The sequence below is a fragment of the Spirochaetota bacterium genome (genome assembly GCA_026415295.1).
Lineage (GTDB): Bacteria > Spirochaetota > JAAYUW01 > JAAYUW01 > JAOAHJ01 > JAOAHJ01.
Genome location: JAOAHJ010000015.1, coordinates 14,036 through 31,400 on the forward strand (window position 1 = coordinate 14,036; position 17,365 = coordinate 31,400).

The following is a 17,365-nucleotide window of genomic DNA, read 5'->3' on the forward strand; positions in this document are numbered from 1 at the left end:
TATATTTTTATAAAAAAAATTAAAACAATTAAAAAAATATTATTAAAGCTACCAAAGAAGCCATAGCTGTTGAAATCAAAGTAAAAGGTAAACCTATTTTTAAAAAATCAAAAAAGTTTACATGATATCCTTCTTTTTTCAGTAATCCAACAGAAACAATATTTGCAGAAGCACCAAATGGTGTAATATTACCTCCAAGGCAGGAACCTACAAGAAGACCTGAATATAATAAAAATGGATTTATTCCATTAGCTAATGCTATTTTTTCTACTACAGGCAGCATAATTATAATATAAGGAACATTATCTATAAAACCAGATAAAATCATTGAAACAAAAGTTATAATTAAAAAATTTAAAACTGGACTTTTACTAAAAGTATTTAAAAATATCTTTGCAAGATCATCAAGCAAACCAACTTTTGAAACTGCTCCTATTATTACAAAAATTCCTATTAAAAATATAATTGTTTCCCAATCAAGTTTCTTAATAATATCAAATGTTTGGGCAATATCTTTGCTTCTAAATAATAAAAACCAAAATAAACCAATAGTTCCAACAATCATACACCATATACCACTTTTTATTGTAAACCCTTTCTCTAAAAAAGATATAACAGCAAGTCCAAACACCATTATAATAAGTAACATAAATGGAATATAAGTTAAAGGCTTTACAACTTCCTCCTGAATCTCTTTATTTTTATATTTTCTAAAAATAGAAAGAAGATAAATTATTGAAGCTAAAGCCCCTGCTTGAACTATAAAAAAAATAGATGGTCTACCTTTATAAAAAAAGAAATCATTAAAACTCAATCCGGCATAACCTGCAAATATCATTGAAGGTGGATCACCAACAAGTGTTGCTGTTCCCTGTAAATTAGAAGAAACTGCTATACTTATCAATATAGGAACTGGAGAAATTTTTAGTTTTTTGGCAATATCAAAAGCAAGAGGTGCAACTACAAGAACTGTTGCAACATTTTCAACAAAAATTGAGATTATTCCTGTTAAAATACATAAAAAAACTATAGCAAGTCCTGCTGTTTTTGATTTGTTGACAATATTATCTGCAAAAGTCATTGGCACTTTAGAATATATAAATAGATCTGCAAGAATAAGTGTTCCAATGTAAATCATTAAAACATTCCAATTAATAAAATAAAAAATTGCTTCATTAAATTTAATTGCACCTATAAAAATTAAAAAAAGACTAAAAAAAATAGTTATATAAGCTTTTTTCTTAGAAAAAATAATTATTAAAATATAAGTTAAAACCAAAATTATAAGAGTAATTAATTTAGTGCTCATTTATCCTCCATTAATAATTCAATATAAAAAAAATTTTATATGACTAAATAAAAACATTTATTATTAAAAATCAAAATAACATTATAAAAGAAAATAATATTAAACTTTTAAAAATCAATAAATTTATCAAATTTTGAAAAAATTAAAAATATTTTATCATTTATAATTATTTGTTAATTATTTAAATAAATATTGAAATTATTTAATTATTGTTTAAAATTATTACAGTTATATAAATTTTTATAAAAATCCTGGAGTGAATTATGAATTTAAAAAAGATCTTTATTTTTTTTAGTATAGTAATTTTTTTTACTTATTTTTCTTGTCAATTTCAGGGATTTTCTTCGGAGAATCAAGAATATAATGAACTAAATAAGGAAATATCAAAACTTTTTGAAATTTATGAAAAAGCCGTTGTTTACAATGATCCAACATCCTTAAATGATCTTGAGAATTATTTGAATGAGTTTGATTCAAAATATAATTCTAATCTTTCTTCTGATTTTAGAAAGTTGAAAACAGAAAACTTAAATAGATTTTCTGGCAATAATAATAATTATCCTCTTTTAACTGACTTGCCATTTGACATTGATGGGGCTATTTATTTAAGTGGAGGAAGCTCAGACCCTGTTTCTACTGTTATAGCTTACATTGCCCCTCTATCAACCCCTGGAAAATATTATCATGGAGGAGCTCTTGATTTAAATAAGTTTGATCCATCAAATTTACAAGTTCCTTGTATTCAAACAGCTGTAGCAAAAGGTGCTGGATATGAAACAGCTTATGATTGGATGTCTAAAGTCAATGTAACTGTTTTAAAACTTAAAAACAATGTAAATCAAACCTCTTTAAATAATGCTCAAAATGCAATGCATTATTATTGTAAACCTGAAAACACAAATATGCAATATGGATTCTTTAAAAGCTATGTTAATGTTGCTCAGATTGTAACAAAAGATGATAACTATTACTGGTATTGTACAAAAGTTGTATGGAGACTTTATAATATTCTAGGAATAGACTTAGATTCTAATTCTTCTCTTATAGATTGGACTAAATCTGGTTTATATAATGCTGTTAAAACATATTATTTTACTGTTTATTTTTACGATAAAGCTAAAGCTCAACAAAAGTTAAATGAGTATATTAATTACGCAAAGTATAATATAGTTTTAGCTGAAGAAATTTATTTATCTCCTCTTGTTCAAAAAATTTATGAAAAAATAAGAAAATACTAAATGTATCGATTTTTAAAAATTAATTTAAACTATGAAAAAATTTTTTATTTCTATTTTAATTGTAGTTTTTGTAAGCATATTTACATTCCCCTATCAAGAAAAGATGGGGGAATTTTTTTTCTCATGTAATAATAATATTTACTCATTTAATTTAAATTCGAAAGAGATTAAAACCATTTTTAATATAGATGGTTATTTCCTCTCAAACATTTTATATTTAAATTATGGTTTCATATCTGTAAAAGTACCAAGGAACAATAGCAATATCAAAGAAATTTTATTTTTTAATTTTAAAGATAAAAAAATTGAAAAAATTAAAGAATTTAATTGCACAAATGTTTACTTTAATACTAATTTTTTGATCACAATAGATTATAGCAAATCAATTAATAATTCTTACAGGTTTGAAATATTTAATCTAGAATTTATTACAAAAAATAAAAATTTTCTTAATAAAAATACTTCAATTAATTTTAAAATCAAAAAATTAAACACTCTTTTTATTAAAGAAATTATAAATGACATAGATTTATCAGATAATTTTATTTTTTATTCATCAAATTCTATTGATTCTAAATTTTTAGAATTAAATATAATTGAATTAAAAACTTTTAAAAATATAAAAATTTTTTCAACTACCAAAAATTCAAACTTTTTAAAAATCAATAGTTTTAACTATGGAAATAAGAATTTAGTTATTTTAAATACAAGCACAGCAAATAATCTTAACTTAAATAACGAAATTTATTTATTAGATTGTGATACATTAAAGGAATATTTATATAAAAACATAGACCTAATTCTCAATAATGAACACAGATATAAATTAAAAGATACCATAATCAATAATAAAATATTGTGTAATTTAAAGATATTAAACTTATCGTATAATCTCTTTTCAAAAACATTTTTTTACAATGATAAAATTTTTTTCCAAATTATTGATAATAAAAATAATTGTTTTTTACACAGTGTTAACATTGAAGAAATTTTAAAATTTAAAGAAATAAATTTTAAAAATAAAAAATTAGATAATTTAGAAATATCTTCTATTTATTCAATATTAAAAATTGAAAAGAATTTAATCTACTATATATCATACAACTATTTTAAAGATAAAAGTAATTTTTACTTTGTTATTTTGGATCTTTCAGATTTAAAAGAAATATTTAAATATAAATTATAAAATTTTTAAATTTTTCTTATTTTACATATAAAAAAACCCTCAAAAAGATCACCAGGAATAATTTTTAAACATTTTTCTATTTCATGATAATTATTTATTTTATCAAAAACTATACTTTTTTTTATTTTAAAATTTTCCATAAAAGTATAAAAATCATCCTCTCTCTCAAATTTAAAATTTTTTTCTTCAAATAAATTACCAAATTCTGACATTAAATAATCTAAATTTGCAAATTTTTCAATCGGTTTTATTATATTAGGCAAATTATAATAACATGAATCAATTTTTTCTATTTGAGCAAATTTCCCAAATTTATTCAAAAAAATATCTATAACTTGTTCATTTTCATAAGGATTTAATGTACATGTTGAATATATTAATACACCACCTTTTTTTAAGTAGTTAAAACTCCCCTCTATCAAATTAATTTGGGTTTTTTGAAATTTTTTAAGATTTTTTATTTTATAAAATTTATAACTATTTTTATCCAGAAAGTTTACTTTACCTTCACCAGAACATGGTGCATCAAAAAGAATTTTATCATAAATTTCAAAATTTTTATTTTTTGTAAATCTTTCTTTTAATAATTTAAAAAAATCTTCTCCATTTAAATTATATAGATTTATATTTTTAACTCCAAGAAGCTCAATATTATGCTTTAATCTTTCAAACCTTATATAATTTGGTTCTACTGAATCTATTATAGCAAGATTATCAGTCATTGAAGCTATTTGAGAAGTTTTTGAACCTGGAGCAGCTGCTAAATCAAGTATTTTTTCACCTATATTAGGTTTTAAAATTAAAACTGGTAACATACTAGATAAACTCTGCAAATATATTTTTCCTTCTTTAACTATAGATTCATTTAGAATTTTTTTATCAATATTTTCATTAAAAATAAAAGAATCTCGGATTAGAGGATATTCTTTGAATTTATCACTGCCTTTTTTTAAGATATCTATTATTTCATTTCTTGTGCTTTTTAATAAATTCACTCTAAAAGTTGTAGGTCTTTTTATTCTAAATGAATTTAATATTTTATTATAAACTGAAGGCTCAAAAGCATTATATAAAATAAATATTAAGTCCTTCGGAAGAATATTGTAAAGTTCCTTTTTTGAAAGCATAATATATAAGCTATTTAGACTAAATTTTATTAACCCTGTCCAGTTAAAGCTTCAATTTTAGCTTTACAAGCTTCGATATAATCTTCTATATCTTTATAATTTGGATCATATTGTGATATTTGTTTAAATAAATCTAAAGCTTCTTGATACATTTTTTGATTAAAAAGGTCAACTGCTTTACCGTACATTTCTTCAATTTTGGAAGCTATCTTATCTTTTATTTTTTGATATAATTCTTTTATATCTTTATAACTTGAATCCAGTTTCATAAGTTCTTGAGCAGATTTTGCTGCATTAAAATAGTCTTCTTTTTTCATAAAATCAAGCACTGATTGATACAGTTTCTCAGCATTTAATATAATATCAATTTTTACTATATATTCATTTACTTTATTTTTATTGTAACCATAATCTAATGCTTGCTTAAAAAACTTTCTTGCATTTTCATAATCCTTTTTATTAAAAGCATCTACACCCCTTTTAAAGTTAGCTTCAGCTAATTTCTTTTTTTCCTCATCTATTTTATTTAATAACTCTTTTGCTTTAATATTCTCTGGATCAAGTAAAAGAACTGTTTGTAAAAGCTTATCTGCATCAGAAAATTTATTTTTAGAAATTAAATTTTCTGAATTTACTAAATATTTGTCTATTTCTTTTTTTATTAAATCTCGATTCTTATTAAAAAATTCTTTTGCTTCTTTGTTATTTTTATCAAGTTTCAAAACTCTACCCCAAAAGATAGCTGCTGTCAATAAATCCTTCTTCTTTTCATAATTTTTTGCAAGATTTATATACTCCTTAAGTTTTTTCTCTTTAAAATCCCTAATTTTTAATAAATATTCTTTTGCTAAATCGGATCCTGTTCTTGCATAAACATAAAAAAAATATTCACCCGATTTTTGCAAAAGGTCAAAATCAGTATTATTTAATGCTTGTCTATACATAGAAATGGCAGTATCTAAAATCATCTGATAAATGTCTTCTGCGGTAAGAAATTCGAAGGGATCATCATACGCAATACTTGAATTATATTCTGGAAATTCTTTCCCCGCTTTTTCAACATAAGTAGAATCAATTTTTGTATAATTTGAATAAAGTTTACAAGAATCAAAAGTAAATAAAATAATAAAAATTATAATAATAAAGAAAAGGTAATATAAAAAACTATTATATTTTTCATATTTCATAATAATCCCTCCCTATAGTTGTATAATAATATACAAACAAAATTAATATAAAATATTTTTTAAAATAAATAAACTTATTAACTTTATAATTTTATCAAATTAACAAATTCACTTATTAAATATTTTACTAATATTTATAGATACAGACTAATAAAAAAGAAAAATTAATTATTCACTAAAAAGGCTAAGAAAAAATATTTTTTAAACTTTTTTTCTATATACTGGAATAGGTTTACTTTTACCTTTTACTGAAACAAATTCAGGTCCTTCAAAACCTGAAACTTTAGCATTTTTGTAAGTTTCTTCAGAAACAACCATTTCATTCTTCTCAGCTATACCACATAATCTTGAAGCGGTATTAACTATATCACCTATTGTTGCAATTTCTTTTCTTTCAGAACCTCCAATATTGCCTACAATGACCCTTCCACTACAAATGCCAATACCAATTTTTATTTCACTGAAAGGGTAATTTTTCAAAATCTCAAAAGAAGCTTTTAAAGCATTTATCTCTTTTTTTTCACCTTTAAATATTGCCATAATTGAATCACCAATAAATTTATCAATATCACCTTCATACTTTTTTATTATTCCTACCTGATAATCAAGAATTTCATTTAATATCCTCATTACTTGTTCAGGAGAATGATTCTCTGAATATGAAGTAAAACCTCTAATATCAGAGAAAAAAATAGTAAATTCTTGATATGAGGGTTCTATGTTTATACTTGCAACTTTTTCTGTACTCTTTTCTGACAAAGAAGCTGATTTTTTAATCATTTCTAAAGTTGTTTCTGAAACATATGAACCAAGTATTTTTCTTTCTTTAATAGCATCCAACATCTTATTAAACTCAATCATAAGATCTTCAAGTTCATCTTTACCTTTGGGTTTAACTTTAATAAATTCACCTCTTGATAAACCTTGAACCGCATTTATCAAAATATAAATTCTCCTTGTTAAAATAAGTGTCATTAACCATATAAACAAAATAGCAATTGTTAAAAACAAAATGTTTATTAATATAGCACTTATTCTGAGCCAGTTTTGCTCCCTATAAATTCTATCATAAGATATAATTGTAGCAACATAACCTTGATAAGTAACCCCTCCACCCCAAATAAATGGAACTTTATAAATTAAAATTCCATAATTGTGTGTATTATGATTGTAAAAAAAAGAATAGAAATTTAAATTCCCACTCATTTTATTTAATATAGAAGAAGCCAATGATGCGCCTTCTAATACTTCAGATGGTATATAAACATTTATTTGATCTAACTTGGATGGAAAAGCAAGTAACCCATTTTTATCAAAAATAATAATATCAACTAAATCTTCAAACTTATTTTCATTCTTTTTTGATTCAAGAATCTCTCTTCTTGTTTCTGAAATAGTTATTTCATCTAACTTAACTGTTCTAAAGGTAACAAGTGGAGAAGCTATAGTCCTTCCAATAACAACTAATAAATTTTGAAAATTATCATTTGCTTGCTTAATAAGAATTTTTTGGTTTCTATTTGTCAAATATATAGTCAAACTTATAGAAGCCAATAAATAAATAATCAGAAATGCAAGAATATATTTTAACTTTAATTTCATATAAAAATAAATAACACAAAATTTTTAAAAATCAAAAATAAAACATAGTATTTAACTAAAATTTAAAAATATTTTTTTTAAATTTCTTATAAAATTAAATATTTAATATATTTTTATTAACAATATTATTTGCCTAAAAATTTAGTTTAAAATAATTAAAATTTTTAGTTAATATTAAATTAATAAAAAAATATTTTTTAATTTTTATTTTAAATAAAATTAGTTTATAATTATTTTATAGTGAATTTTAAGATTATTTAATAAAAGGAGATATTAGGAATAAAAACATGAAGCTATTTATATATATCATTTTTTTTGTTATAATTCATTTTCTTTATAAATGGACTAAACTTCTCTTTATTGCAATTTTCTCAGGAAAAGATGAATCTGTTTTTTCTCATTTAAAGATTTCATTTTGGGCAATGTTTTTTACAAATATTATTAAATTTTTAATTTATAATAAAATAGAATTCAATTTATATAGTAGGTCTTTAATAACAATTATAAACCTACTATTAATCATTATAAGTTGGTATATACTTCCTGGCTTAACTGGTGTTATAAACTCTATGACTATAGAACTTATATGGTCTTTTTTTATTTTATTTTTATTAGCTTATTTCTGTCTTAATATTAAAAAGGATATTGATAAAATTGAATTTTAAAAAAAGTTCAAAAATAATTATTTTAATATTATTATTTATATCAATAATTTTTTATACTTTATTCACATTTGTAGAATCATCTATAGATTTATTTAGAATCTGAAAATATTGATATTATTTTTATTTAACAAATAAATCAAAAAAATATTTAAAATTTTAATAAGGGGAAAAATATGATTTTAGAAATTTTAAAATTTATATTTAATTATATAAAAATATTTTACAGAAATTTAATTAAAAGAGTAAAAATTACTAAAAACTTCACAAAAGTTGATATAAATGGCAAAATTTTAAAGAATTTTATATTCATTAATTTAATTGACAAAATAAATTTAAAAAAAAATTTATCAAATCTTTTTTTATTAAATGAAGAATATTTAATAAATGATGTTTTTAATCCAAATCATTATTCATCAAATAAAAATTTTGATTCAATTAAAAGTATAAAATTGGACAAAAGTTTTAATAATATTTTAGAATACATAGAAAATTTTTATAAAAATAAATTAGAAATTTACAAAAATCCTAAAACAAATGAATTTATCTTTTCTGTTAAATATAATTCTAAAACTGACAAAATTTATGGACTTGGGCTTAAATTTTCTAATTTTAATAGAAAAAGAAAAGTTTTTGATAATTTTAATACAGATAATTTTTTCCATTCTTATTTTTCCGATCATTTATACTCAACTTCAAACATTTTCTACTTAGTAAATAAAAACTTTACTATTTTGTTTATTATTGATTTCCCAGGATTTATAAGATATGATTTTGGTAGATCTCAAAAAGATAAAATAAATATTTTAATTCCATCCGATAATTTTAATATTCTTATTTCTATTCATCAAAATCTTTATGATGCAATCAAAACATTATATTTAATTCAAAAAGACTTTTATAAACCTCCATTTCATGCTTTTGGTTATACTCATAGTAGATGGGGATTAAAATCCTTAGATGAAGTTAAGGAAATCTTAGAAAGTCATCTTAAAGAAGATTTCCCTATTTCAAATATATGCCTTGACATAGATTATATGGAGGATTATAAAAACTTCACTATCTCTGATAGATTTGGAAATGAAATGAAATTTAAACAATTTATCGATTATGCTTATTCTAAAAATATTTTTATTATCCCTATAATAGATGCTGGAATCAAAGATGGATCTATAGAATCTCAAAAACTTCTTGAGTCTGGAGCTTACATCAAGACAATTGAAGGACAACCATTTAAAGGAAAAGTTTGGCCTGGATATTGTATTTTTTTTGATTTTACTAATCAGAAAGCTCAAATATTATGGAAAGATTTAATTAAAAATTGGTGTGAATATTCTAAAACTTATGATTGCTGGCTTGATATGAATGAACCTTCTGTATTTAGTTCAGAAAACAAAACACTTCCAAAAAAAACTATTACATCAGATGGAATTGAAGAAAAACTAGTACATAACATTTATCCTTATTTCCAAGCAAAATCAACTTTAGAAGCTTACATTGAAAAAGGGAAAAGACCTATGCTTTTTTCAAGAGCAGGTTATACTTTTCAAGGTAGATTTTCTGGAAATTGGACAGGAGATAATAGATCATGCTTTAAACATTTAAAAATTGGATTTCAGCAAATAATTTCTTTATCACTATGTGGTACTATGTTTTCAGGAACTGACATAGGAGGATTTTGGGGGAAATTAAACAATAAGCTTTTAATAGATTGGTTTAAGGCATCATTGTTTCATCCACTCTACAGAAATCATAGTAGTATTTTTTCAAAAAGAAGAGAAATTTTTATCTTTGATCATAAAACAAAAGAACAATTAAGAAAAATTATTAATCTAAGATACAAATTTTTACCATCTATATACTCTTTATATATGGAATCTACTTTTTATAAAAGACCATATTTACAACCTTTATTATCTTTTTATAATTCTTACTATGAAATTTTTGAAAATAGGATTTTATTTAAATTAAGTGAAAAATTAATTGATGAAATTTTTGAGAATATAGTACTAATAGGGGAAACTTTTTTATTCGATCCATTTAATTTATTTGATAAATTTAATAAACTAAAATCATATTTTTTAGAAAAGTATAATTTTGACGAATTTAATATCGATGATATTAAAATTTATATAAAAAAAGGCAAAGGTTTAATTTTAACAGAAAATATTAAACAGGTTAAAAATATATTTGAAATTGAAAATTTTTTTTCAATTGGAAACCCAGATAAAAATGGACAATATGAAGCAATAATTTATTTAGATGATGGAATTAGTTCTAAAAGTGTTGATAAATTTGGACTATATAAATTGTTATTTTATTTTAATAATAAAGGACAACCCATAAATAGTTCATATGAAATAATCTACGAAAATCTTGATAAAGATTATTTAATCTTAAAAGACAAAATTTTATCAAAAATTTATGAAAATTTTTTAAACAATAATAGAAATATAAAAAAATAATATTTAATGTAAAAATATCTAAAAATTAAATTTTATTAAAATAACCTAACCCTTTTATTACTTGTTTATTTTTAGACCAATTTTTATCAACTTTGACAAAAAGATTAATTTTGACCTTTTTACCGTAAATATCTGATAGTTCCTTTTCTGAGAGAATTCTTATTTTTTTAATCATTTCTCCACCTTTGCCAATTAAAATACTTTTTTGGCTATCCCTTTCAACGCAAACATTTGCCTCAATTTCAATTTTTTCTTCCGTTTCTTTAAAAATAATAATTTCAACATATGTAGAATAAGGCACCTCTTGGTACGTAATATGATAAATTTTTTCTAAAATGACATCCTCACAAAAACTCTTGTCATTCATATCAGTTAATAGATCTGGATCATAATAAAATTGAGCTACATCTTTCAAAAAAGGTTTTAAGTCATTTAAAAAGCTTTTTACTTCAAAATCTTTTATAAGTGAAGTATAAAAAATTTTATCCCAATTTACTTTAACACTTTTTAATAAAAACTCTTTCTTTGACTCATTTATACCAAGATCAATTTTATTAAAAATCAAAACTTTTTTTGAATTTAACGACAATATTTTATTTAATATATTCTTTTCATTATCTTCAATATCTTTTGAAGAGTCTGTAATAAAAATAGTAATATCACACGCTTCTAAAGAATCTTCAATTTCTTTATTAATTAATTGGTTAAAAAGTTTTTTTGATACATGAAAACCAGGAGTATCAACAAATACGAATTGACTGTCACCTTCTGTTAAAATTCCCTTTGTCATCCTTCTTGTAGTTTGAGGTTTGTCTGAAACAATTGACACTTTCTCACCCACCAATAAATTAATTAAAGTAGATTTACCAGCATTTGGAATACCTACAATAGTTAAAAATCCTGCTTTTTTCGACATTTAAGTTCTCCAATATTCAATCTAATTTTAAATTTACTTTCTAATATTAAATTAATAAAATTTATATTTAAGGTCAATTTAATTTAAAAAATCAACTTAACATATTCTTAACAAATTATTAATTATATCAAAACATATTTGTATAAAATTTTTATTAAGTTTTATTAAAGAGTTAAAATGGAAAATAGAGAAGATAAAATATTTAAAAATATCTTAAAATATTCAAGCTACATTATTATTTTATTTGCTTTAGTTATAATAATAACTCTTGTTAAAGGATCTTATGAGGCTTTGAAAAAAATAGGGATTAGTTTTCTATTTCAAACAGATTTCAATCCAATAAATGAAAAATATGGTGCTAAAGTTTTTTTAACTGGTACAATTTTAACATCAATTATAGCTTTAATTTTCTGTATTCCATTTGCCCTTTCATTATCAATACTTATTGGTGAATATTATGAAAAAACTTTTATAGGAAATTCATTAAAATCAATGATAGATTTTCTTGCTTCAATTCCATCTGTTATTATAGGTTTTTGGGGATTAACTATACTAGTTCCTTTTATTAAAAAAAATTTTAATTACAATCCAAGTGGACTTGGTATATTTACAGCTTCTTTAGTTTTATCAGCTATGATAATTCCCTATGCTACTTCAATTGCAATAGAAGTTATAAAACTTGTTCCACAAGATATAAAAGAAGCTGCGTATTCTCTTGGAGCAACAAGATATGAAGTTATTACCAAAATTTCATTAAATTACGCAAAATCAGGAATATTTTCAGGATTTATACTAGCTTTCGGAAGAGCTTTAGGTGAAACTATGGCAGTAACAATGTTAATAGGTAATAACCTTAAAATGCCAAAAACTGTTTTTGATCTTGGTAATACAATAGCTTCTATTATTGCAAATCAATTTAATGAAGCTTCTTCCTCTTTACATACTTCCGTTTTAATAGAACTTGCATTAATATTATTTATCGTAAATATTGCAATAAATATTCTTGCTAATATTATAATTAAACGTATTGGCGTTTATACAGCAAAATACCAATAAAAGTTTAACAAAAAATAATTTGAAAATTAAATAAATATAATATTTTCAAAATTTAATTAGTATAATTAAATTAAAAAATTAAGTAGTATATAATATGAATATGCAAATAACAAATTTTATGGAAAACATTAAAATTTTAGAAACTAAGAGAGAAAAAAGAAAGCTTTTAGTTAGGTCTTTTAAAGATAAGTTTTTTCAAGTAATTTTATTTTTTTTCTCTATTCCTCTTTCTATTCCTCTATTTTCAATAATTTACAATATATTTAAAAATGGAATAAAAGCTTTAAATATAAATTTCTTTACTCAACTTCCAAATTATTTTGGAGATGGTGGCGGAATAATTCACGCTATAACAGGAACATTGCTTTTAATTATTATTGCATCTCTTATATCATTGCCTATAAGTCTGTTAACAGGCATATATCTCTCAGAAAATAAAAATAAAAAACTAGCTAAAATTACAAAATTTATAATTAATCTTATTCAAGGAATACCATCCATTATAATTGGTATTGTTACATATGAGCTTATCTGCAAAACTTTTAAAGGATACTCTGCTTTTGCAGGTGGATTTGCTTTAAGCTTAATAATGATCCCACTTATGACGAAACAAACAGACGAAATACTTAGTTTAATTCCTGAAACATATAAAGAAGCTTCTATCTCTCTTGGAGTATCATATAAAAAAACTATTCTAAAGGTTATTGTTCCTGCAGGTCTTGAAGGTATCAAAGCCGGATTTCTTACTTCTGTTGCAAGAATAGCTGGAGAATCAGCACCTCTTTTATTCACAGCTTTTGGAAATTTTTTTGTTAATCTTAACCCATTTAAACCTGTTCATGCTTTGCCCCTTCTAATATATAATTATGCTATGAGTCCTTATGATAATTTGAAAAGGATAGGATGGGGAGCTTCTCTTGTTTTAATTATTATTATATTTATATTTAAAATAATTAGTAAAATAGGTCAAAATAAACACAATATTTAAGGAATTTTTTATCTTTTATATTTTACTATAAAAAAATAAATTATATAAAAATAAGGACTTAAAATGATAGTTGAAGAATTAAAAGAAAAAGAAAATATAACAAAAAATGAAACAGTTGTAAAAATTTCAAATTTAAACTTTTGGTATGGAGAAAGTCAAATTCTTAAAAATATTTCTTTCGAAATTTACAAAAATAAAATTACTTCTATTATGGGACCATCAGGTTGTGGGAAAACAACTCTATTAAGGTGTATAAATAGAATGAGTGAACTTAATCCACAATCTAAAGTTTCTGGAAAAATATTTTTATATGATAAGAATATTTATGATATAGACCCTATTGAACTAAGAAGACATATAGGCATGGTATTCCAAAGACCAAATCCATTCCCAACAATGACAATATATGAAAATGTACTTGCCGGTTATATTTTGAATGGTATAAAACTTAAAAAGAATGAAAAAGATAGAATTGTAGAAGAATCCCTAATAAGTGTAGGACTTTTTGAAGAAGTTAAAGATAAATTATATCAAAAAGGAACTAATCTTTCAGGTGGACAACAACAAAGACTTTGTATCGCTAGGGCTATTGCAATGAAACCTTATATAATACTTTTTGATGAACCAACTTCTGCTCTTGATCCAATATCTTCAAAAAAAATAGAAGAATTAATCGAAAATTTGAAAAAAGATCAAACCATTATTATAGTTACACACAATATAGCTCAGGCAGCAAGAATATCTGATTATACAGCTTTTTTATATTTAGGGGAACTTATTGAATATGATAAAACTGAAATTATGATGTCTATCCCAAAAGATAAAAGAACAGAACAATATTTAACTGGAAAATTTGGTTAAATATTTGAAAATAAAATATTTTAATATTTTAAAAATAAAAATTAAACAACCAATAAAATAAAATTAAATAATTTTAAAGGAAATTAAATTATGCTTGAAATCGAATTTAAAAATTTAGAAGAAGAATTCTTAAATTTTACAAGGCATACTTATCTAATGTTAAATGAAAGTATAAAGGGAGTTTTAGAAAAAGATGAAAGCTTACTTAAAAAAGTTATAATTGATGAAAATAAGGCAAATTCTTTTGAAGTATCTATAGATGAAAAAATAACTTTCATACTTGCAAAATATGAACCAAAAGCAAAAGATCTCAGAAAAATATTAATGATACATAAAATAAACAATGACTTAGAAAGAATAGCAGATCTTGCTACACATATAGCTGAAAGTGGGCATATTTTAATTAGTTTTTCAAAAATAATTGAAGCTTATTCAAAAGATTTAAAAAATATGAATGACTTTACCCTTAAAATGTTTAATGATTCTATAAAATCATTTGTTGAAGAAGATTATGATCTTTGTATAAAAATTATAAATGATGATGATAAAGTTGATAATTTAAGAAAAAAGATACTTTCAAAAATACTTTTAAATATTCAAAAAGATCCAGAAAATGTATCAATTTATCTATATATAGAAAAAATATCAAAAAATATTGAAAGGATTGCAGATTTAATAACAAATATTGCAGAAGATGTTATTTATATTGTAAAAGGAGAAAATATTAAAAAAGAAAATATAGAATAAACATTACTATAAAATTTAAAGACAATCATTTATTAAGGAGCCATTTAACATAAATTCTAATATTATTAGAAACTTTGTTAAGTAGGTTCCCTAAAAGATTTTCAAAATTTTTATATTGCTTTGAATCTTCTGGATAAATAATATCAAAAGTATTATAATTCTCATTTTCCACCATTTCCAAAATATTTTCATAATTTTTTCTATTTTTTATAAGTTTATTTAGTATTTTATCTGTATATTTTCCATCTTTTTTTGCTTCTTTTGTTATTTTATCAATTATTGCTTCATAATTAAAGTTATAGTTATTCATAGTTTCTTTAATATTTTTAAATACAACATTTTCTCCTATATTATCATTTTTATTCAGCAAATATTTATTTATATATTCCATTTGCAAAGCTTCTAGTAATGTATGTTTATATGTTATGTCGTTGAGAAGATTATTCTTTAAAAATCTTATCCCTACAGTATCAAGTATACCTGCAAATATAAGATAAAAAGTACTTTTGCCAGGGACAACAGAAGAATGATATGGTTGACTCATATCCATTATATAATGTAATGCCCACCCTGCAAATCGATATCCCCAATAATCTTCTCCTTTAGAAAAACAAAATCTTGCTAATTCTGAAAAAATAATAATTCTATACATCACATAGCTTCTTTTCAAATCAGGCATAATTTTAGTTAATAAATTACTTTCATGATAAAAAGCCATATGAAATGGAGCTTGTGTTCCATAAGCAAGTTTAGGATTACCATAAGGTTGATTTCCAAGTTTATAAATTTGGCCCCATTGAGATCCATTATCCTCAAAAAGAGAAATATCTATACCATAGTCAGGTTCATCTGTTGCAGTTGAAATAATTTCAATTCCTTTTAATTTTTCTCCTAGATTTATTTTATAAAACTCATGATATCTATTAAGATAATAAACAAAAGCTATATCTTTAAAAGAAATCCTTCTATTATTATTAAGTAAAATACTGTGATTATATCCATTTTTCATATATTTTTTAATAAAATAATTAATTTTATAAGAAGTATTAATTTTTAATGAAAATAAAAAATATTTCTCAATAAAATCTATTAATTTTGTTTCCAAATTTAAAGGATTTTGTTTTATTAAAGTTTTAATTTTAACTTTATCTTTTAATTCCAACGATTGAACTAATATATTCAAAAAATCTTTAAAATATTTATTATTTTCATATTCTTTAGCATAATTTTGAATATAAAAATTAATAAAATTCTCACTACTTAAATCTTTTTTATTAAAATTTATTTTTAATTTAATTTTATCATCCTCATTAAAAAATTTCGAATTTAATATTTTTTTATTTATATCAACAAAAAAGTTTTCAAGGTCATCAAAATTATCAATAATGAATTCAAAAAGTGGTTTTATTTTTGTTTCATTATTCAAATAATTAGCTATATAAGAATTCTCAAAAGAATAATAAGTTATCTGAGCATGATCTTCCCATGAGAAAATTTTAAAACTAAATAAAACTATTATTATTAAAGTAGTTAATAATTTTTTACCCATAGCATCCTCTTTATAATCTTCTATCAAATTTAACATAATAACCTTTTAAAATCAACATTAATATTTTAAAATCTCTTTTTTAATTGAATTAAAAAATGATTAAAAAAATGTTTATTTTTTTTTTTTTTATTCTAACATTGGTATACATGAATTATAATGGGGTTTAATTTATGTCAAGAGTATGTGATATTTGTGGAAAAAGAAGAATAACAGGATGTAATGATCCAAAGTCTCATAAGAGAACTTTAAGAGAATTTTTACCTAATCTTCATTCTATTAAAGTTGAAATTAATGGAGAAATAAAAAAAATAAAGATTTGTTCAAAATGTTTAAAAGCGAATAAAGTAAAAAAAGTTCTTTAAAAAAATAATATTAGATAAAATTTGTCTTTTTTTAATCTATTACTAATTTTTTAATTTCTAAATTAAATAAATTTATATTAATTATTTCTCTAATTTTCTATAAATTAATT

Annotated in this window: 15 protein-coding genes; 9 read left to right on the forward strand and 6 right to left on the reverse strand. The window is 22.2% G+C overall.

The genetic code is table 11. From position 1 onward, the window contains the following. Positions 1-28: 28 nt before the first annotated feature. Positions 29-1,309, reverse strand: coding sequence for an SLC13 family permease (locus N3A58_03640; GenBank protein MCX8058489.1), 1,281 nt, complete (start codon positions 1,307-1,309; stop codon positions 29-31). Positions 1,310-1,572: 263 nt separating this feature from the next. Here N3A58_03640 and N3A58_03645 point away from each other — a divergent pair, with 263 nt between their 5' ends. Further along, positions 1,573-2,547, forward strand: coding sequence for a hypothetical protein (locus tag N3A58_03645; protein MCX8058490.1), 975 nt, complete (start codon positions 1,573-1,575; stop codon positions 2,545-2,547). A 31-nt stretch (positions 2,548-2,578) separates the two neighbouring features. Then, the gene (locus N3A58_03650; protein ID MCX8058491.1) at positions 2,579-3,733 is read left to right on the forward strand and encodes a hypothetical protein; all 1,155 of its coding nucleotides are present in this window, start codon (positions 2,579-2,581) and stop codon (positions 3,731-3,733) included. A 5-nt stretch (positions 3,734-3,738) separates the two neighbouring features. Here the strand turns inward: N3A58_03650 and N3A58_03655 are convergent, their stop codons facing one another. The 3 genes from N3A58_03655 to N3A58_03665 all read right to left on the reverse strand — a co-directional run bounded on the left by N3A58_03655 (position 3,739) and on the right by N3A58_03665 (position 7,649). Continuing rightward, the gene (locus N3A58_03655; GenBank protein MCX8058492.1) at positions 3,739-4,860 is read right to left on the reverse strand and encodes an RsmB/NOP family class I SAM-dependent RNA methyltransferase; all 1,122 of its coding nucleotides are present in this window, start codon (positions 4,858-4,860) and stop codon (positions 3,739-3,741) included. 29 nt (positions 4,861-4,889) lie between these two features. Further along, a complete protein-coding gene (locus N3A58_03660; protein ID MCX8058493.1) occupies positions 4,890-6,047 on the reverse strand; it encodes a tetratricopeptide repeat protein in 1,158 nt (385 codons plus the stop codon). Positions 6,048-6,248: 201 nt separating this feature from the next. Next, entirely contained in the window at positions 6,249-7,649 is a 1,401-nt protein-coding gene (locus N3A58_03665; protein ID MCX8058494.1) for a hypothetical protein, read from the reverse strand. Between the two features lie 287 nt (positions 7,650-7,936). On the opposite strand from N3A58_03665, the gene N3A58_03670 reads away from it, so the two are divergent. Both N3A58_03670 and N3A58_03675 read left to right on the forward strand, forming a co-directional pair. Beyond that, positions 7,937-8,314, forward strand: coding sequence for a hypothetical protein (locus N3A58_03670; GenBank protein MCX8058495.1), 378 nt, complete (start codon positions 7,937-7,939; stop codon positions 8,312-8,314). A 173-nt stretch (positions 8,315-8,487) separates the two neighbouring features. Next, positions 8,488-10,776: a hypothetical protein gene (locus tag N3A58_03675; GenBank protein ID MCX8058496.1), complete on the forward strand. Its 2,289-nt coding sequence runs from the start codon at positions 8,488-8,490 to the stop codon at positions 10,774-10,776. A gap of 25 nt (positions 10,777-10,801) precedes the next feature. On the opposite strand, the gene era is transcribed toward N3A58_03675, so the two are convergent. Beyond that, entirely contained in the window at positions 10,802-11,692 is an 891-nt protein-coding gene (era, locus tag N3A58_03680; protein MCX8058497.1) for a GTPase Era, read from the reverse strand. A gap of 177 nt (positions 11,693-11,869) precedes the next feature. Between era and pstC the strand changes: the two genes are divergently transcribed. The 4 genes from pstC (at position 11,870) to phoU (ending at position 15,344) form a co-directional block, all read left to right on the forward strand. Continuing rightward, complete coding sequence (gene pstC, locus N3A58_03685) at positions 11,870-12,748, forward strand: phosphate ABC transporter permease subunit PstC (protein ID MCX8058498.1); 879 nt, start codon at positions 11,870-11,872, stop codon at positions 12,746-12,748. Between the two features lie 118 nt (positions 12,749-12,866). Beyond that, positions 12,867-13,736 (forward strand): phosphate ABC transporter permease PstA, encoded by an 870-nt coding sequence (pstA, locus tag N3A58_03690; protein MCX8058499.1) that lies wholly within the window; start codon positions 12,867-12,869, stop codon positions 13,734-13,736. A gap of 63 nt (positions 13,737-13,799) precedes the next feature. After that, the gene (gene pstB / locus N3A58_03695) at positions 13,800-14,597 is read left to right on the forward strand and encodes a phosphate ABC transporter ATP-binding protein PstB (protein ID MCX8058500.1); all 798 of its coding nucleotides are present in this window, start codon (positions 13,800-13,802) and stop codon (positions 14,595-14,597) included. Between the two features lie 90 nt (positions 14,598-14,687). Beyond that, complete coding sequence (gene phoU / locus N3A58_03700; protein MCX8058501.1) at positions 14,688-15,344, forward strand: phosphate signaling complex protein PhoU; 657 nt, start codon at positions 14,688-14,690, stop codon at positions 15,342-15,344. 25 nt (positions 15,345-15,369) lie between these two features. On the opposite strand, the gene N3A58_03705 is transcribed toward phoU, so the two are convergent. Further along, positions 15,370-16,929 carry a hypothetical protein gene (locus N3A58_03705; GenBank protein ID MCX8058502.1) on the reverse strand — a complete coding sequence of 520 codons (1,560 nt, stop codon included), beginning with the start codon at positions 16,927-16,929 and terminating at the stop codon, positions 15,370-15,372. A gap of 134 nt (positions 16,930-17,063) precedes the next feature. On the opposite strand from N3A58_03705, the gene rpmB reads away from it, so the two are divergent. Beyond that, positions 17,064-17,255, forward strand: coding sequence for a 50S ribosomal protein L28 (gene rpmB, locus N3A58_03710; protein ID MCX8058503.1), 192 nt, complete (start codon positions 17,064-17,066; stop codon positions 17,253-17,255). Positions 17,256-17,365: the final 110 nt, after the last annotated feature.